This is a genomic window from Streptomyces sp. CB02414 (assembly GCF_001905385.1).
GTDB lineage: Bacteria > Actinomycetota > Actinomycetes > Streptomycetales > Streptomycetaceae > Streptomyces.
The window spans coordinates 1-18,411 of sequence record NZ_LIPF01000017.1 but is presented as its reverse complement, the minus strand read 5'-3'; the positions used below and the strand labels follow the sequence as shown (position 1 = coordinate 18,411).

Sequence of the window (18,411 nt, the reverse complement as noted above, 5' to 3'; positions counted from 1 at the left end):
GGCCGAACGCCTACCGCTGGGTGGGCTTGCGCGCCTGCGTCTGCTCGGCGCCGCCGCGGCGCAGGTGTCCGGCCTGCTCGGCGCTGCCGCCAGGTGCAGGCTTCTTCCCGCGCTTCGTGGTGGTCGACCGGCCACGGGCGGCGGCCGCGGACACCCCGCGCTTGGCCCCGGGCATCGGCCGGTTCAGCGCCTCCCCCATCTTGCGCATCTCCGGGATGTCCACCGGGGCGGCCGTGCCGTTCGGGGAGGGCGGGGTACTGCCGCCGCCCGCGCGCCGCGAGCCCCGATACTCGATGGCCGCATCTCCCAGCCTCAGCAGCGCCTCCGCGCTCGGCAGCTCCTCGCGCCTGTCCGCACCCCGTTCGCCCGGACCCCGTTCGTCCGGGCGGCGCAGCTTGTCGGCGGCGGCCTGTGCCCACCCGGCGACCTTCTCGCACACCTTGATCGAGACGCGACGCACGAAGTCGCCGACGCGGCCGTCGGCCATGAGCTTGCCGAAGTGCTCGCCCGCCCGCTCCTTCATGACGTGCATCAGGTGGCCGAAGGCCCCCCGCACGCTCTGGATGCGCTGCCACTCTGGCAGGCCCTGAAGCGCCGGCGCGTGGGCGTCCGCCTCCCGCAGAGCCGCGTTGACCGCGTCCGCCGACTGCTCACGGTCCGGCGCCTTCTCCGCTTCAGCAGATGCCGCAGCCGCCGGGACGGTGGGAGCGGGCTGCGCCTCGGCGATCGGCGCGGGGGCGGGCTGCGCCTCGGCGGGCGGGTTCAGCTTGGAGAGGGCATCGGCGAACAGCGCCTCCAACCGCTGAAGTTCGTCCTCCACGGTGGCGAACAGGTCCGCGCCCGTGCCCTTGTCGGCGGGCACGTGTTCGTCCCACGCCTCCTGAACGGCCGCGAAGTCGGCGACGACGTCGAGCGGTCGGTCCTCCTCCGGGCCGGAGGCCTCCGTCGGGCCGGTCCACAGCGGCAGGTCGGCGTCCGGCTCCGTGGCGGCGGGCGGCGCGGGTTCGGTGGGGCCGGTGCGTTCGACACGGCCCTCGTCCGGCGCGACGTCGGCCGGCGGCTGCTCCTCGCCCGGCTCGACGGCGCCGTCCGGGCCGGGGGCCGCCGGACTGTCGGGTGTCGCGGGACGGGCGGGCGTGGCCATCTCGGTTTCCTCCGGGGCGTCGGGAAGCGGGGCAGGCTGGTCGGTCGCCTCGGGAGCCGGTTCTGGGCCGGGTGTGTCGGCGGGCTCGGGCGCCCCCGGCGTCCCGGCGGCCGCCGGTTCCGGGGCGGGCTCCGGCGCCCGCTCCGCGCTGTCGTCGCGGGCGGGTTCGTCCGGCACAGCGGCGGCGGCCGCGGCCTCCCGCTCCTGGGCGGCGGCACGGTCGGCCACCATCGCGTCCAGCGTGGCCTGGAGGCGGCCGTGCAGTCGCGTGGTCTCGTGCAACAGGTTCATGAGCGGGAACGCGAGATGCTGACGCTCATCGAGGGCGGGGTCCGCTGGCAGCGCGGCTCCCCAGGCCCGGACCGCCTCCTGGACCGCGTTGAGGTTCGCAGCCATCTGTCGCGAGCCGTGGTCCTCCACGTCGGCGGCGCCGAGACGCCCGAGTTGGACGCTCAGGGCCTGGAACGAGGGGCTCTGCTCGTAGTTCTCGCTCGCCCGCGCGGCCGCCACGGTGATGGTGCGCAGGTGCTGCTCGGCGGCGGTGCGCAGTTCGACACGCATCACGTCCGCCCGCGACTGCGGCCCCCGGACGTTGACGGCGACCGGCGGCTCACCGTACGGCTCCCCGGTGACGACCGCGAACATCACCGCGCCCTGGCGTGCGGCATCCATCGGCGAGCCGTTGAGTTCGGTGACGTCGGCGGGCATGCCGTCGATCGCCAGCCGGGCGAACCAGCGCCCCGAGGCGGACAGGCGCACAGCGGCGACGATGACGTCGCCGTATTGCAGCTCGCCCTCGCGGGGGCCCTCGCCTTCCACCGTGGTCAGCCGGAGTCGGTAGCGGGCATCGGCGGGGAGCGGGAACGTCTCGGTGAAGGCCCGCGGCTCGGGCGGGTCTTCGACGTCCACGGCAGTCTCCGCTTCCTCCTGCACGTCGACTTCCGCCGGGTGGTCTTCCACGGCCGGGGCGACGGCCGGGACGTCCGTCGCGACGGAGCTGGGTTCCGGCTCGTCTGCCACTGATTCCTCCTGGTCTTGCTGGTCTGGTTCCTCATCTGCGCCCTGCGGCGCGGGGGCGTCGTCCGGCGACGCGTCGGGGGCTGTCTCCTCGTCGGACAGCGCGTCGGGAGGAGGCGGGTTCGTGTCCGGGCCGGGGGCGGTGTCGTCGGTCCCGAGAAGGTCGAGCTGTTCGTCCTCGGCGGCCGCGATGTCCGTCGGCGGCTCCGGTGCGGCGGCCTGCGGGGCTTCACTCCAGGCACCGTCACGGAAGACGTAGCCGGTCTGCTGCCTGGAGGCGTGGGCCCGCAGCCAGGGCATGATCTCCTCCGCCTCCTCGAACCGGCGCAGCCGCTTCGGGGACATGGCGTCCGGGTCCTCGTTCGATGCGACGGCGAACTTCGTGCGCCGGTACTCGATGGAGGGCAGGAACAGCAGGTAGCTGGTGCCAGGAAGGGTGACCTCGTAGCGGCCGTCCAGGTCACCCAGGTACGTGACGCTCTCCCCGTCGACCAGGCCCAGACTGCCCTCGCGTGGCGCCTCGCTGTCGGACGCCGTGGTGTCGACCGGGTCGGCCGCCGGTGCCGCCTCCTCCGGGGCGGCGGGTGCCTCCGGGGCCCCGGCGGCGAAGAGGTCCAGTTGCTCCTCGTCCAGGTCGGCGGGCGGGCTCTGCGGCCGCGCGGGGGCGGGTTCGGGCGCCGGCTGCGGCGGCATGCCGAGGAGGTCCCGCCGCTCCTGGTCCGACGCCCTCGGCTCGCCGGGGGCCCGGGAGGGCTGTTCCTGCCAGGGCAGATCAGCGTGCGGCCCGAGGTCGGTGGGTTGCACGACGGTCTTGGCGTCGCCGGTCGAACCGGACTCGACGTGGATGCCGTCGACCCCGATCGCGGTGACCTTCATCCAGAAGCCCTCGGATTCCGGCACGAAGCGGTGTCGGGCGCGGACGTAGTCGCCCACCGCCGGCCGCCAGCCCGCGCCGCCCGGGTAGAGGACCTCGTCCACTGCGTCGTGGAACCGGCGCACGGCGTCCATGAGCGGCCGGAAGTCGGCATGACTGCTCTCCCGGTACCGGGCCAGGATCGCGTGACTGCGCGCCGTGGCGAGGTGACCGTCCCCTTCGGCGAGCCGACCGGCCTCGTACTGGGTCCGGGCCCGCTCCCAGGCCTCGCGCGCCTGGACCAGGGCCGTGGTGGTGCTGCGGCGCTGGATGCCTTCGCGGATGCCCTCCGCGGCGGTGAGGGCTTCTTCGGCCTCGGCCAGCGGCGCGGCCAGTGGTACGACCGCCCGGTCCGGTTCGGGCACGCGAACGCGTTCGCGTGCCCACTCCAGCACACCGTCCCAGTGCACGTGGCGGGTGCTGGTGCCGTCCGGGGCGGTGACCTCCAACCGGTGGCCGTCCTCGCCGGGCTGGCCCTGCTGGTAGACCATCTCCACCTGGTAGTCGGTGCCGCCGACGGTGACGTCCCAGCGCGGACCGTGCTCGAACGGCCCGCTCCCGCGCGGGCTGTTGGGCTGACGGCTGCTGATGTTCTCGCCCTCGTGCAGAGTCAGCTTGCCGCCGTCGTCCCGGTAGCTGAAGAACACCCAGTCGTCGCTGCTGGTCGGGTGGGTCTCCGCAGTGCGGCCAAGGGCCGCCCGCTCCGCGAGTTCATAGCCGGAACTCGTGGAGATGCCCGTGCCCTGGGAGATGCCGTACAGGTCCCGCAGGACGAATCCGCGGTATCCGCTGGGGGTTTCCTCGGCGAGGCGGTAACGCTTGCCGGTGGGCTGGTGGACGTAGGTCCATTCGTTCTCGGCCGTGCGGCTGCCGGTGACATCGCCCTGTGCGTGCGGGACGGGAACGATGCGGCGGCCGCCGCGCCGGGCCTCGGCGACGTCGGCCTGGCGCCGGTACTCCTTGTAGGTCAGGCCGGTGGTCAGCTCGACACAGCTCCCACACTCGGCGGCCATGGCGCCGCCGTCCTCGGTGCCGCTGTGCCAGCTCCACACCATCGTGTAGCGGTCGGTGTCGGAGGTGCCGCACCGGTCACACTCGCCGTGCCCGGCGTGCCCGTAGACGCCCAGGCGTCCGTCTTCCGGGCCGCCCTCGGCGCGCGGGTGGATGGCGGGCTCCCTCCGGCTGACGCGCCGCCGGCCGCCGGGCCGACGCGTGGGCGCCGGGGGCTCCGGGGTCTCGCTGGGGAAGAGGTCGAGCTGCGTCTCGTCGTCCTCGGGTGCTGCGTCGGTCGGCGGCCCAGGGTCGGCGGCCTCCGTGAGTGCGGGGTCCGGCGCGGGGGTGTCCACCGCCGTGGTGTCCGGTGCCGCCTGAGTGCCGTCCTCGGGCTGGGGGTCGGCGGGGGCCGCCTCCTCCGGTGCTTCGGCCGGTGCCGGGGCGCCGGTGTCCGCCGGGGCCGCAGGGTCCGCCTCGTTCGCGGCGGAGTCCTGCGTCTCGGTGTCCGCGGGCTCAGGGGTCGGGGCGGGCGTGTCCGTCGTCTGCTGCTCCGCCTCGGGTGCCTCCGGCCGGGGGCGAGGCTGGTAGGGCCCGGCGTAGGGGTCCGTCTCCCCGATCGGCGGGATGGTGGCCCGCCACCGGGCGGTGTCGTACACCTCGAACTCGAAGCGCTCGGCGGCGTTGCGCAGCACGCGGGCGGTGCGCCGTTCCTCGGCGGTGACGCCGGGGAAGGCGTCGGCGGCGGCCTGCGCCGCGTCGCCGAGGGCCTGCATCTGTGCGGTGTTCAGGACGTACTTGCGGTGCGAGGCCACCCACTCCGGCGGCTCGATCGGGGTGCCGTCCGAGTAGGTGGCATCGAGCACCAGGCGGCGCAGTTCCCGGACCTGAGCCGTGGTCAGCCGCACCTCGCGGGCGGCGTACTCGGCAGGGATGGGGCTGCGGTGTGTCGGTTCCTTGACCGCGTGCAGTTCGGAGCGGATGCTCCCGGCCGCCCGGATCGCCGGTACGCCCGCTGTGGGCGGCAGCGACTCGTGGTAGGGCATGTCGTCGGGGGAACCGCCGCGTGCGTCCTGCGCCCACCAGTAGCGGCGGCCGTCGTCGCCGATGCGGGCACGGACCCAGCCGATCACCGCGCCGTCGGCGTCGACCACGGTGCCGTGTCCGGCCTCGGTGTCCAGGTCGACCAGCCGGTTGCCGTTGCCGTAGCGCAGCTCGATGCCCTCGGAGGTCGCGGCCTGCGCGGCGTCCGCGGCGTTCTGTCGCTCCTTGGTGGCCCGGTCGGTGTTCTCCGGCTGGACCGAGCCGTCGGGCCACTGCACCTCACCGCGTTCCCAGACGCGTGTGCCGGACTCGGTGGTGACCAGCACCAGGTCGCCGTCGTCGGTGCCGATGACCCTGCCGGGTCCGTCCGGCGTCTGCACGACCACCGTGTCCTCGGCTGCCGGGACGGTGTCGGTGTCGGTGTCGTCGGCCTCCGGGTCCTCCGGCCCGTTCTCCGGCGCCCCCGTGTCGCCAGGTGCGGCGGGCTCGGTCTGCGATTCGGCGGCGGCCGGCGGGGCGGGCTCAGGGCTGACCGTGTCCGGCTCGGGCTCCGCGTCGGCGGCCGCAGCCACCGGGGCGAACTTGGCCCGTGCTTCGGCGAACTGTTCGTCGGTGGGCGGGGCGGTCTCGCGCAGCGCTGTGGCCAGGGCGCGGAGCGCCAGGGCCGCGGATTCGTTGCGCTCGTCGATCCGGAAATGGATCTCGTGGTCCAGACGGCCATAGCGCCACGCAGGCAGGTCACTGGAGCGGGTGGCAGTGTCGTGCGCGACGGCGGCGTCGATCCAGGCAGGGAGGTGCTCCCACGGGGTCCGGAAAGACACGTCGCCCTGGTCGATGGTCAGCCCGTTGATGTGGGCCGACAGGCGCACGTCGCCGCCGCCGCGCAGGACGGAGGGCAGCTCACTGCTGTCCGAGGCGTAGAAGGCTGTCGTCGGCGTCTGCCGCTGCTCGGCGATCCACTCCCGCACCCGGTCCCCCGGCAGGCGCCGGGATTGGGTGCTGACCGGCTGACCGTCGACCGCGACGGCACTGACCAGCCCGCGCACCTGGTCTTCGCTGAGGACCGCCATGATGGCCCATCCGGCGGACTGGCGAGCAGGGGCGAGGGCCGCCTCATGCGTGGCGGAGACGTCCGCAGCGGGCTCGGTCTGCACCGGCCCGGTCGGGGCTCCGGTCTCCTGCGGGGCGGCCTCCGTGGTCTCTTCTGTGTCCTGCTGGTCGGGGCCGTTGTAGGTGTAGGCGACGCCCAGCCGCTCGAAGGCGGCGCGCAGGCCGCGTACCGCCGTGTCACGGTCCTCGAAGGGGGTGCCGCGACGCTGGTACCACTTCTGCTGACGGCTCGACCACTGAAAGTTCAGGTCGTTCAGCGCATCCCGGATGCGCTGGTCCCCGCCGCGCGGGGTGTTGCGGACCTCGGTGCCCTCCGCGTCGTGGTCGATCACGATACGGGCCGCGGCCGCCTCTTCCGCCTCGATCTGCGCCTCGGACGGCAGCTCGATGACGGTTCCGGGCGGAGCGGCGAGGATCGCCTCCAGGTCGACCATCAACAGGGGGTCGGTCTCCCCCTGATACAGGGTGAGCAGATCCAGGTTCAGGTTGGTCAGGTCGTCGCTCTGCTGCTGGCGACGCTCGCCGACCTGGTAGTTGACCCACTCGTTGTAGCTGACGCGGTAGGACCCGCCGACGCGTTCGGCGACCTTGCCGATCTGGTGGATCAGCTCGGGCAGAGGGTTGTCCGGGTCGTAGGAGAACCCGACGCCGGGCCGGTCGATGTAGGCGACGACGTCGCGGCCGGACAGCTTGTGGCGCTGCAACAGCGGCTCGTAGTACCGCAGGACGGCCGCGCACCGGGCCATGGCCGGCGAGGGGCCGGTGTGCTGCTCCGGCTCCGGCTCCGGCTGGGGCTCCGGCTGTGGGGCAGGGGTGTCCGGCTCACCGGCGGGCACCTCGGTGGCGGACTCCGCCGGGGGCTGCGGGCCGCCGATGTGCGTGACCGACACCCGGTCGCCGAACAGGTCGACCAGCTCCTGGAGCGGTGCCGTCTCCTCGGGCGAGGCGGGCTCCTCCGGCTCCGGCACGGCGCCGGAGAAGAGGTCGTCCACCTCTTCCCTGAACCGCTGTTCCCTGTCCTGTTCGTCGTCGGCCGCACCGTCGCCCGAGGCCTCGGGCGTCACCGGGCCGGGGGACGGCTCCGTCTCGGGTTCACCGGGAGCATCGGGTTCAGGGGTGCTCTGTCCGGGCTCGGCGTCCGGGCCGGACTGGTCCTGCGCTTCGGCCGGCGGGTCCTCCTGCCCGGGCTCGGCGCCGCCGGCAGACGGCCGCGCAGTCGGCCGTTGGGCACTGTCCTCGGGAAAGAACGCATCGGCCATCTCCTGGGCGAGCGCTTCCAACGCGGCCTTTTCCGCGGGGCTAGGCGCGTCAGGGTTGGGCGCGTCGTCGGACCGGCTCTCGTCCTGCGTCAGGCCCCGGGCCCGGGCCTGGATCTGGTGTTCGTCGGCGATGGTCTTGCGCAGGTTGGCGATGTGCTCGCGCAGCGCTTCGAGTTCCTCGTTGACCTCCTCGGCGGCGTCCTCGTTGACGCTCGCGGCCCGTTCGACCCGCTCGGCGAGGGCGGCCTCCTTCTCGTTGGCGACGACCAGCTTGCCCAGCGCCTTCTCCTCCCGTTCCTTGGAACGGGCCTGGATGCGGTAGGGGTTCTCGTCCTTCGGGCGGAGGTTGGAGGTGATCTCCTCGCGGCGGGCCCGCAGGGACTCGGCCGACTGCTCCAGCTTGACGAGGTCGTCGTCCAGGTGGTTGAGGAAGTGCTCCAGGCTCCGGATGGCGCCGCGGCCGTTGGACTGTGTGACGGATGAGGCCTGCCACTGCGCACGGTCCTCGCGCTGGCCCAGCGGTACGACGTACCCCCAGGCGAAGCGCAGGCGCATCTGGCGGCGGCCGCTGGCCCCGTAGGCGACCTCCGCGTGGAAGTCCTGCCCGCCGAAGGTGCCGACCGGGACGCGCTCGCCGGGCCGCAGCGACTGGTCTTGGGCGATGGCGACCATCTTGGCCCCGAGCGCGTTCGCGGCCGCGTCGCGGCTGCGGTAGGTGGCGTCGCCCACGGTCATGGCGAAGTCGTCGCCGGTGGTCGGGCGCCGGTTGGGGGCCGCCGCCCGCATGCCTTCCAGGGCGGTGTCCGCGCGGGCGAGGAAGTCGTCAATGTCGCCGAGCTGCTGCGTGCGGGTGTCCTGCTGGCGGTCCCAGCTTCGGGCCAGGCCCTGGAGCCGGGCGCGTTCGGCGGTGGCCTCAGCCAGTTGCAGGATCGCCGGGTCACCGGAGGCCAGGGCGGAGAGCATGCCGAGGTTGATGGCGTCGGCGCCGATGTCCTCGATCTCTCGGGCGCTGAAGTCCTTGCGCTGGATCTGGCCGATGAACCTCGCCTTGCGGGCGAGGGTGGTCAGCCGGAACTCATCGAAGGTGCGCTCGGTGATGTAGTACAGGATGCGGACGTGGTCGGGGGTTTTCTCGATCCACGGGGCGTTGAGGTTGCCGCGCCGCTCGATACGGCCGTCGCGCTGGGCCATGTCCGCCGGCCGCCACGGGTAGGACAGGTGGTGCAGCGCGACCGCCCTGTCCTGGATGTTCGTGCCCGTGCCCATCTTCTGCGTAGATCCGACCAAAACGCGGACGCGCCCGGAGCGGCAGTCGGCGAACAGCTTCTCCTTCTTGCGGTCGGTGGCCGCCTCGTGGATGAAGCGGATGGACTCGCGCGGCATCCCCCGCTGCACCAGTTCGTCGCGCAGGTCCGCGTACAGGTCGGCGGCGTGCTTGGCGGTGCTGCCGGGGGTGCCTTCGTCCAGGAAGACGAGCTGGAGGCCGCCGGGCAGTTCCTGCGGGGTCGGGTCGTCCCCGGAGACCGGGTAGACGATGTCCTTCGTCTCCTGCCAGATCTCCGCGATCTTCTCGGCCGCATACGGGATCTTGCTGCCCATCTCCTTGCTGCCGCCGACGCTGCGCATGTCGACGGCGGCAGCGTCGGCGAGGTCGGCGACCTTCTCCATGTCCAGCACGCGCCCGCCGCCCGCCGGGTCTTCGCTGGAGATCTGGTCGGCCGTGATGCTCAAGCCGAGGTTGCGCAGCGCCTCGGTGGCGTCGACCAGGTCCAGGTCGACGGAGGCGCGCAGGCCCTCGCCGAGGGCCTTGAGGACGCCGCCGGGCTTGCGCACCCAGGGCTTGTGCGGCAGCTCCTTGATGAACTGGCGCTGCGCCGGCGTCGGCGGGATGAGGACGGTCTCGCCGCGCTGCCCGTCCTCGTTCTCCAGCACGGGCGGCGTGGGCAGGTCCAGGTCTTCCGCCATCTGCACGTCGGCGAACGTCCTGTACGCCGCCATCAGCTCCGGCACGTTGAAGAAGCGGCTGAAGCGCGCCTTGTACTTGTACCCGTCACCCTTGGGGTCGGGCTCCAGTTGGGAGACGACCTCACCGAAGGTGGCGGCCCAGTTGTCGAAGGCGTCGAGCCCCATCTCCTCCAGGATCTGAGGGGCGAGGTAGCGCTTGAGGACGTAGGCCTCGGTCACCGAGTTGGCGATCGGGGTGCCGGTGGCCAGGGTCGCCACACGGTCGGACTCATTGGTCGTGCGCAGGTAGTCCAGCACCATGTGGAGCTTGGTGGCCTTCGCCGAGCCCTGGATCGCGGCGCCGGGGATCGCCGAGACGGTGCGCAGGTTCTTGTACTCGTGCGCCTCGTCCAGGAAGACGTAGTCGACGCCGGTGTCCTCCAGGTAGACGCCGTTGTCGTCGCCCATGGACTCGATCTGCTGCTGGAGCTTGGCCTCCGCGTTGGCCAGACTCTCCTCGATCTGCTTGACCGTGTTGCGGTGCATCCCGGCCTGAGCAGCGATGTCGAGCTGGTCGCGCAGCGACTTCATCTCGTGGTCGAGGTAGTTGCGCTGGGTGTCCGGCCGCAGGGGCACCCGGTTGAACGCCTCGTGCGTGAGGATCACGGCGTCCCAGTCGCCGCCCGCGATCCGGCCCATGAACTTGGCGCGGCGCTTCTTGTTCAGGTCGCTCGCGGTGATCGCCAGGATCTTCGCGTTCGGGTAGAGCTGCCGGAACTCCCGCGACCACTGCTTGAGCATGTGGTTCGGCACGATCAGGCACGGCTTCTTCGCCAGGCCGGTGCGGCGCAGTTCCATCGCGCCGGCGGCCATGGTCGCCGTCTTGCCCGCGCCGACGACGTGCGCGAGCAGCGCCGTCGGCTCGTTGACGATCCGACGGATCGCGGCGTTCTGGTGCTCCTTCATGTTCCAGCCGCTGATCAGGCCGGGAAGGGTCAGCGCGGAGCCCGAATACTCGGGCAGCACCAGGTTGTTGAACTGCTCGTTGTAGATCTTCGCGAGGTTGGCCGCGCGGGTCTCGTCGGCCCACACCCAGTCCTCGAAGGCCTCCGCGATCAGCCGGGCCTTCTCCTGCGCCTCGTCCGTGGCGGCCTTATCGACGTAGGTCCGGCCCTCGTTGTCGCGGTAGGTGACCTGGATGGTCGAGTCGGCCTGCCGCAGCAGCGCGGTGAACAGGTCCTGCGTCGGCCGGGAGCTGGTGCCCCACTCGGTGCGCGCCAGGTCCCCGTTCTTCGCGCCGCGGACCTCCCACACGGTGCCGCCCGCGTGCAGCACGCTGGCGTCCTCGAAGCCCAGATGGGCGAGGAAGTCGTTGTAGGTCTCGACCGGAATCCACGGGGCGCCGATCTTCGCCTTGATCTCGGAGGGCGCCAGGTCGGCGGGCTGGACCCGCTCCAGGGCGGAGACGTTGCCCTGGAACGTCGGGTCCTCGGCGGCCCGCTCCCGGGCGGCCGCGAGCTTGGCGCGCACGTTGCCGGACAGGTAGCGGTGCCGGGGCTCCCACGCGTCGTCCTGGAGCGGGTCGCGGTAGGCGAGCCCGGCGTCCGCACACTGCGCGGCCGCGCTCTCCTCGTCCAGCCCCAGGAGGCTGGCGACCCGGCTCATGTCCAGGCGCCCGCCGTCGTACTCCATCGCCAGGGCGATGGCGTCCTCGTGGCTGTTGGCCCGGGCCGGCAGGATGCGCGGCTCCAGGACGCGGGTCAGCAGCACCTTCTGCTCGGTGCCCTTGCCCGTGCGTTCGTCCCACTCCTCCAGGCCGAACAGCAGCGAGGCGTCGGGATCGTCGTCAATCCAGGCGAACGCGGTGCGCTGCTTCCACGCGGCCGGGACTTCCTTCAGGCCCTGCGCCTTGGCCTGCTCGCGGGCCTCGGGAGGCGTGAAGACGTAGTGCTGGCGCGGCTTGGTCAGCGGCGGGTGCTTCTTGCGGTAGTCCCGCCACGCCACCCGCAGCTCCGCGCGGAGCGCCGCGAGCTGCGGAGTCTCCCCCGGCTCGGGGGTGTCCGCCTCCGTCTCGTACAGCTTCAGGGTCAGGCCCTTGAGACGGATGAGCTGGACAAGCTGGTCGCGCTGGTCGGGGTGGATCTCCAGCGGGACCGGGCGGCCGCCGTCGATGATCGTGGGGTTGCCCTCGGTGTCCAGCCCGAGCGCTCCCTCGGTGCCGCCGGTGACGATCGTCTGCACCGGCTCGGCGCGCTGGTCGGCGGCCGCGGTGAGCCCGGCGGCCCGGGCCTCCACCGCGATGGCGGCGGCCGCGGCCGCCAGGGACTCCGCCGGCGCCTGGTCGGTACGGCCGACGACGGTGACCTCCGGCCCCCACTCCCGGGAGCCCGCGCGCAGCTCGCCGAGCACGTACTCGGGGTGCGCGTCGAAGTAGGAGTTCACCGCGAGTTCATCGTCGTGGCCGGGCAGCACCCGCTTGCGGGAGGTCAGCCACGCCTTGTCCCCCGGTTCCTCGCCGGGCATCCGGCGCCGCAGGAACAGCACGTCGGTGACGACGTCCGTCCCGGCCGCCGCCGCGTGGGCCCGGGCGGGCAGACGGACCGCGCCGACCAGGTCGCCGAGCTGGTACATGCGCTCACGCGCGTCCGGCTTCTCCGCGTCCATGGTGTAGCGCGAGGTGATGAGCGCGACGACGCCGCCCGGCCGGGTGGCGTACAGCGACTTCAGCACGAAGTGGTCGTGGACGGAGAGCGACAGGTCGGCGTTGTGGACCTTGTCGAACCGCTTGTAGCGGCCGAAGGGCACGTTGCCGACGACGCCGTCGAACCCGCCGTCGGCGAGCGGGACCTCTTCCAGGCCGCTGGTGATGATCTCGGCATCCGGGTACAGGTGGCGGGCAATCGCTGCGGTGGTCGGCTCGACCTCCACACCGGTCATCTGCACCGGGGTCGAGGTCAGGATCGGCGCGAAGCCGATGAAGTTGCCGCTGCCGCTGCCGGGTTCGAGGACGCGGCCGCCGGTGAAGCCCAGCCCGCGGACCGCGCCCCAGATCGAACGGACCAGGTCGGCGTCGGTGTAGTGCGCGTTGATCGTGTTGCGCCGGGCCGCCGCCCACTCGTCCTCGGAGAGGAGTTCCCGGATCTGCTCGCGCAGGTCACTGACCGCGTCCCAGCGCGCTACGGCCCGCTCGAAGGGCTCATCCGCGTCGAACGCCGCACGCGCCGGCCGCGGGTTGAAGATGACGGGCAGGGCGCCCCAACCGGACCAGCGCGCGAGCGTCCGCTGTTCCTCCTCGGTGGCCGCTCGCTGCTCGCGCTCCAGGACGCGCAGCGTCTCCAGGGCCGCGAGGTTGGCGCGGGCCCGCTCCCCCTGCCCCGCAGGGGCGAGGTCCCGCTGCCCCTCCGGCCGGAAGCGAGGAGGAGCTACATCTCCCGGTGCTCCGTCCCCGGCTCCTTCTCCAGCCAGATCTCCTCCGCGTACACCAGCTCTTGCGCCTGCGACCGGGTCGCCCGCCGGGCCGCCGCGCGCTGCTCCATCGGCAGCTTCTGGAGGAGTTCGGTCGTCGTCTGCCCGATCTTCTCCGCCACCCGCAGGTCCAGCTCCTGGAAGAACGCCGCCTGCTGCTCCGGGCCCCCCAGCGACTCCAGGGCCTGCGGCCGGTACGTCTCCCAATACTCCCGAGCCGTCTGCCCGTGCCTGCTGAGCTGCGTCACTGCGGTTCTCCTCGTCCTCGTGGAGCGGCGGCTCCACTCCCCCAATGCTCATACGCGTACTCCCCCGTGGTGCTGGTAGGGCACAGGCCATGGACCCGGCCCGGCGCACTGTCACCACGGACGGGGCCAGGGGCGCCCCCCGGCCTCGCCCGGATGCTCAAGAGCGGCCGGACATGATCCATCCTCTTTGACCCTACGACTCACCAACAGCGGATTTCCCCTGCCGCACCGGTGGTTGCCTCACGGCACCCCGCGTTCCAGCGGCAGCGGTACGCCTCCAATTATCTGGCTACATTTCCTCCATGGCGACGGTGAAGATGAAGTTCCACGTGGCGGTGACCGAGGACGCCTTGAAGGCGCTCAACGCGCGCCGCAAGGACGAACGGGACCGCGAGGAGGAGTGGATCGCCACACGCCGACGGGAGCTGATCGTGCCCGGCATGTCGCGGCGAGAGGCAGCCGCCGTCCGACGCGACATCCGGGCCCGGGTTGCCCGGATGCGACGCGCCGGCGAGTTCGGCGGCACCCGGGACGACATCGCGACCCGCGCCGTACGCGAGGAGCTGCGCGCCCGCGGCATGGACCGCGAGTGGCCCAAGCCCCCGGAAGGCGAGCTGGAGGCGCCGGGCCGCCCGTGGGGCACCCCGCCGAGTGCACCCATGGGGGACGGCGGCTACACCCATCGCGTGTCGGTGAACCTGCCGTACAAGCTCGGTGACACCGTCCGCCGCGCCGCGTACTGGACCAGCAAGGAGGCCGTCGAAGCACTCCAGGACTGGGCAGACCGATGGGGCGACGGGGTCGAGGTCGCCCTCCGCGAAGCCGAACGCGACGGCATCCCCGCCGAACTCGCCCTCACGGCCGCAGCCGGACGACCGTCCGCACCGCAGTCCGCACTGGAGATCCGCGACCGCCTCCGCGCCAAGGTACTCACCACCGGCGACCTACTCCGCGCCGCGATCGACCGAGCAGCGGGAGCGAGTCAGCCCGAAATCCCCGAACAGGCTTGAGAGTAGAAACAACTGTTTCCAAGTCGTTCGATTTCACTCGAACACCATTGCTCTTTTCGGCATGCCGCGATGCACATCGACACCCCAAACGTCTGGCAAGCTGTGCGCGATCCGAGTAACCGCCTCTCGCGCGGTGAAATCAACGGAAGGCCTCGGAATGAGTACACCCACAGCCCTGTCAACGGCCATCGACACGGCCGCTGACGCTGTCGCCAGAACGGCGAAAGTGATCGTCGTCATCCAGCAGAAGGGCGGCGCGGGCAAGTCCACCATCGCCGTCAACACCGCCGCGTGCGCGGGCCGATCGGCGGTGATGTCCAACGCGGACGAGTCCGCAGGCGCTCCCGTCGTCGCGGCCGGCATCGACGTCCAGGGCACCCTGGAGAAGTGGTGCGCAGGCGTACGAGAGGAGGCCCTCCCCTTCGACTTCGTCGTCACCAAGTCGAAGCTGCACATCTTGCCCGGCATCATCAACGATCCCGACCGGCGTCGGATCATCGTTGACACCCCCGGCTTCCTGGACGTCGACCCTGACGCCGAGTGGGGAGCCGATCCGCTCGGCGAAAGCCGGACAGCCGACGCGCTGCGCGAGGTGCTGGAGGTCGCCGACTTGGCGATCGTCCCGATCACCCCGTCAAAGATCACCTGGGATGAGTGCGAGTACACGATCGAGCGCGTACTCAAGCCGCGCGGCATCCCCTTCCTGGTCGTGATCAACATGCATGATCCCGGCAAGGACAAGTTCGAGACGCAGCTCAACAAGGTCAAGGCATGGATTGACGAGCGGAACTATCCGCGGGTCGCCGACCCGATCCGCCGGTACACCATCCACGAGCACGCCTACGAGAACGGCACTCTGGTCACCGAGTACAAGATGTCGGGTACGGCCCTCAAGGCGCGTGAGGACTTCATGCGCGTGGCCCTGACGATGGAGCAGATGCTCTGATGGGTAAGGCGATCAATGTGGGCGGCGCTCCTGCCGCCCCGGGGCGTCCGGACAACGCCATCGAGTTGGCACGCGCACTCGGCGACTCCGCGAAGCTCCCAACGAAACAGCTCACCGACACTCCGGCGCTCATCGCGCAGGAGCAGGACATGTTGGTCAAGTGCGAGAGCGCCATCGAGAATCTGCGCTTCGCCTTTTGGGCCGCAGGTAAGGCACTCCAAGTTGTGCGGGACGCCCGCCTCTACCGGGCGCAGTTCGAGACCTTCGAGGAGTACACCCAGGCCAGGTGGGACATCACCCCGCAGTACGCGGGCAAGCTGATCCGCACTTGGCGCGTAGCCGAAGCACTGTTCCAGGCCAGGCCAGGAGGTGGTTTGGAAACAATTGTTTCTACGAAGCTGGGGTACGGACACGCGTGGGCGTTGGTGCCACTGGTCGAGGAGCACGGCGTCCAGGCGGCCGTCTACCTGTACCTGGGGCTCGTTAAGGTCAAGGGCTCAAGCGTCACCGCCGCACTCGTCCAGGGCGCCGTGGAGGCCCTCCCGAAGGCCGCTGCCGGGCAGAAGGGGAAGACCGAGGATGCGGTGATCGCCTACCTCGCGTCTCTGGAGGCCGGGACACCCTCAACTCCAGCCACCGACCCCGCGAAGGCCGTTCGAGCCCTGTCGAAGGCCGCGAAGACCTTCGACACGGGCACCGTCCAGGCCGCGCTGGCGCACGACCCTAAGCGCGCCCGCACTGCGGTGAAGTCCCTGATCGAGGTCCTGTCCTCGGTCAGCGGGGTGAAGGTCACGTTCCTGGAGAGCGAGCCCGACGCCGAGACTGAGCTTGAAGGCGGGGCCACTGACGCGACCGAAGCCGCCGAGGAGAGCCCCGAAGGCGAAGCTGCGGCAGCGTAGACCCCTGAACGCAAAGAAGCGGGCCCCGTCCGAGGACGGGGCCCGCTTCTTGTTGTCAGCTCAGGTGCCGTGCGCAGGCCGCGGTGAACAGCTTGGTGAACGGATCGTCGCTGGGGTCCTGAAGGAGTTCCCACAGGGCGAGGGCGACCAGGTCGGCGAGTTCACTCGCCCGGTCGGCGCCGTCGACCGGGGTCGGAGCGACTCCGGTGCCGCAGCGAGAGCCGGCGGCAGTGAGCCAGCCGGGCAGTCCCCCGTGCGGGAAGCAGGCTTGCAGCGCGGCGTACAAGTCGGCGGGCACCGCGCGGCCGGTCACCGGTCAGGCCCTCTCGGGGTGCTGGAGACGCGCCGTGGGCTGGACGAGACGACCCAGGATCGGCATGCGCCGGGCCCATGCGCGCCAGCGGGGCGGGTGGACGTGGCGCCAGGCGCTGCGCCACACGCCGTCCTCGCTGGGGAAGCGCTGCCCCATCCCGCAGGAGCATTCCCAGCCGTACGGGAGCGAGGCGGAGTCGTCGCGGATGGCGACGGCAACGACCTTGGTGTCGTCGTGATGCCCGTAGAAGGTGCCGACCACCCAACGTCCAGCCTGGCGGGCGGCGTCAACGGGGTTCAGTTCTGCGGTTGTCATGCGGTGCAGTCTCCTTGGTCCGGTCGATGGCGGTCTGGGGTTCGGATTAGCGGGTCGAGGACCCGAGGGAGGCGAGCGCCGCGGCGAAGGTTTCGAACGAGTGGTGCCAGCTCTGATCGAGGCAGTAGGCGCCGTTCATTCCGTGGTCGGCGAGCTTGTAGAACCGCTCCTTGCCGCTGGCCTTGGCGAGTCGGTGAAGGAGTCCGTTGGGCACTCGGCGGTCGGCGGCGTAGTGGGTCAGGCCGGAGAGCGCGAGAGCGCCGGCGACGGCTGCGGGGTTGAGGCGGACTCCGAGGAGTCGGGAGCCAACGACGAGGACGATGCCCTGGGTGGCGGTGTAGTTGATGACGTGGCGGGTGCACGCGGCGCGGCCGCCCTTGGTGCCGACGACGGTCTCCTTGCCGGTGTCCTCGTGCTTGTAGGTGACGGGCGCTTCGTCGGTGGCGCCCTTGCACTGAGCGTCGAAGTCGGACTGCCCCCAGTGGTCGGCGTAGTCCGCCGCCATGCGGAAGAGGGCGTAGGCGGCGGCAAAGTGGGCGGCGCGGTTGCGGTTCATACTGAGGCTTCTCCTCGGTTGTTGAGCTGGACGGGGAGTGCGGGGGCGGCCGTGCATCCGGCCAGAAGTCCGGCCGCTCCCGCGTCGGTGGTCAGCCGACGTTGCGCTTGACCCGGGCCGGGCGTTACGCCGCGGCGTTGGTGTCGACGTCGAACAGGCCGATCTGCATCTCCGTCAGTTCCTGCGTGCGGCGATCGTTGGCGCGGGCCCGCTCGGCGGCGAGCGCGTCCCGCCAGCAGGGCCAGCACCAGGGCCGCAGCTCCTCCAGCGGCGCGGCCGCGTTCTGCACGTCCGTGGCGTGCGGGGTCTGCGGGGCGGCCAGCAGGGGCTTGTTCTTCCCGCTGCTCGCGGCGTTGCAGCGTTCGCCGTCGCCGGTGTGCGTCTTGCCGCAGGCGCCCTGACAGGCGCAGTGCCCGCCGTGCGTTTCGAGGACGGCGGCCAGGACGTTGTCGGGTCGCTTCACGATCGTTCCCTCTCAGCCTTCGAACCGGTTGTGGGTGCGGGCGATGACGCCGCGGGTGTGGGTGGTGATCTCGGTGTTGTCCTGGACGACCGTGCCCTCGTAGTGGTGGTGGACGACGGGCGGGGCGGCCTGCACGGCTTCCTTGGCCCGGCGGACGAGGCGGCAGAGGGCGAGGACGACGACCGTGGGGGCACCGAGGACGATGCCGCAGACGACGGGGTCGGCGTACTGGGACAGGTACATCAGGATTCCGGCGGACACGCTGACCATGGACACGGAACCCGCACCGGCGAGCATGAGGACGCTGGCATCGGTGGTGCGCTGGCTCATGGCGGCCCGGCCGGGCTGCGGCTCGGGCGGGGCGGTCCCGACGGCGGGGACCGGCGTCATGTCCTTGTGCCGCGTGGCGACGGGGGAGTTGGTGCTGTAGGCCTCGGCGAGAAGGCGAGCGGCTTCGGCCTCAGCTTCGGCTTCGCTGAGCGCGCGGCCGGCGGGGCGGTCGGGGTGGTTCACTGGGGTGGCTCCTTCGATGCGTCAGGGGAGTGGGCAGGGGACCGGCCGGTCTTGACGGAGTAGCCGGTCCCCTGCCGTTTTGGGGCGGGTCAGGGCAGGCGGTAGACGCCCCTGCCGAGCGCGACGAGTTCGCCCTCGGCGGCGAGCGTGCTGACCTCGTTGTTCACGCTGCGGGTGGCGGGGCCGCCCTCGGTGCCGCAGCCGACGGCGGCGCGGATCTCCTTGAGCGCCAGGCCCTCGGGTTGGCCCTGGAGGGCGGCGA

The 18,411-nt window shown here is 71.7% G+C and carries 10 protein-coding genes; 3 read left to right on the top strand and 7 right to left on the bottom strand.

The window, feature by feature from the left end:
• Positions 1 to 10: 10 nt before the first annotated feature.
• Positions 11 to 12,358: an SNF2-related protein gene (locus AMK11_RS35780; protein WP_073732304.1), complete on the bottom strand. Its 12,348-nt coding sequence runs from the start codon at positions 12,356 to 12,358 to the stop codon at positions 11 to 13.
• Between the two features lie 485 nt (positions 12,359 to 12,843).
• Entirely contained in the window at positions 12,844 to 13,134 is a 291-nt protein-coding gene (locus tag AMK11_RS35775; protein ID WP_073732303.1) for a hypothetical protein, read from the bottom strand.
• 302 nt (positions 13,135 to 13,436) lie between these two features.
• Between AMK11_RS35775 and AMK11_RS35770 the strand changes: the two genes are divergently transcribed.
• From AMK11_RS35770 to AMK11_RS35760, 3 genes are all read left to right on the top strand, one after another.
• Positions 13,437 to 14,144: a hypothetical protein gene (locus AMK11_RS35770; RefSeq protein ID WP_073732302.1), complete on the top strand. Its 708-nt coding sequence runs from the start codon at positions 13,437 to 13,439 to the stop codon at positions 14,142 to 14,144.
• Between the two features lie 157 nt (positions 14,145 to 14,301).
• Positions 14,302 to 15,090 carry a ParA family protein gene (locus tag AMK11_RS35765; protein ID WP_241847167.1) on the top strand — a complete coding sequence of 263 codons (789 nt, stop codon included), beginning with the start codon at positions 14,302 to 14,304 and terminating at the stop codon, positions 15,088 to 15,090.
• Positions 15,090 to 15,989 (top strand): hypothetical protein, encoded by a 900-nt coding sequence (locus AMK11_RS35760; RefSeq protein ID WP_073732301.1) that lies wholly within the window; start codon positions 15,090 to 15,092, stop codon positions 15,987 to 15,989. The genes AMK11_RS35765 and AMK11_RS35760 overlap by 1 nt, the downstream gene beginning before the upstream one ends.
• Positions 15,990 to 16,044: 55 nt before the next feature.
• On the opposite strand, the gene AMK11_RS35755 is transcribed toward AMK11_RS35760, so the two are convergent.
• The 5 genes from AMK11_RS35755 to AMK11_RS35735 all read right to left on the bottom strand — a co-directional run bounded on the left by AMK11_RS35755 (position 16,045) and on the right by AMK11_RS35735 (position 18,149).
• A complete protein-coding gene (locus AMK11_RS35755; RefSeq protein WP_143194614.1) occupies positions 16,045 to 16,287 on the bottom strand; it encodes a hypothetical protein in 243 nt (80 codons plus the stop codon).
• 18 nt (positions 16,288 to 16,305) lie between these two features.
• Positions 16,306 to 16,617 (bottom strand): hypothetical protein, encoded by a 312-nt coding sequence (locus AMK11_RS35750; RefSeq protein WP_073732299.1) that lies wholly within the window; start codon positions 16,615 to 16,617, stop codon positions 16,306 to 16,308.
• Between the two features lie 46 nt (positions 16,618 to 16,663).
• Positions 16,664 to 17,173 (bottom strand): hypothetical protein, encoded by a 510-nt coding sequence (locus tag AMK11_RS35745; RefSeq protein WP_073732298.1) that lies wholly within the window; start codon positions 17,171 to 17,173, stop codon positions 16,664 to 16,666.
• A 124-nt stretch (positions 17,174 to 17,297) separates the two neighbouring features.
• Complete coding sequence (locus AMK11_RS35740) at positions 17,298 to 17,636, bottom strand: hypothetical protein (protein ID WP_073732297.1); 339 nt, start codon at positions 17,634 to 17,636, stop codon at positions 17,298 to 17,300.
• Positions 17,637 to 17,648: 12 nt separating this feature from the next.
• A complete protein-coding gene (locus AMK11_RS35735; RefSeq protein ID WP_073732296.1) occupies positions 17,649 to 18,149 on the bottom strand; it encodes a hypothetical protein in 501 nt (166 codons plus the stop codon).
• Between the last annotated feature and the right edge of the window lie 262 nt (positions 18,150 to 18,411).

What these genes read in the sequence shown, in the direction of transcription:
- AMK11_RS35770 (WP_073732302.1), top strand. Translation starts at nt 13,437, where the DNA reads ATGGCGACGGTGAAGATGAAGTTCCACGTGGCGGTGACCGAGGACGCC.
- AMK11_RS35765 (WP_241847167.1), top strand. Translation starts at nt 14,302, where the DNA reads ATGAGTACACCCACAGCCCTGTCAACGGCCATCGACACGGCCGCTGAC.
- AMK11_RS35760 (WP_073732301.1), top strand. Translation starts at nt 15,090, where the DNA reads ATGGGTAAGGCGATCAATGTGGGCGGCGCTCCTGCCGCCCCGGGGCGT.
- AMK11_RS35780 (WP_073732304.1), bottom strand. Translation starts at nt 12,358, where the DNA reads ATGACCGGTGTGGAGGTCGAGCCGACCACCGCAGCGATTGCCCGCCAC.
- AMK11_RS35745 (WP_073732298.1), bottom strand. Translation starts at nt 17,173, where the DNA reads ATGAACCGCAACCGCGCCGCCCACTTTGCCGCCGCCTACGCCCTCTTC.
- AMK11_RS35750 (WP_073732299.1), bottom strand. Translation starts at nt 16,617, where the DNA reads ATGACAACCGCAGAACTGAACCCCGTTGACGCCGCCCGCCAGGCTGGA.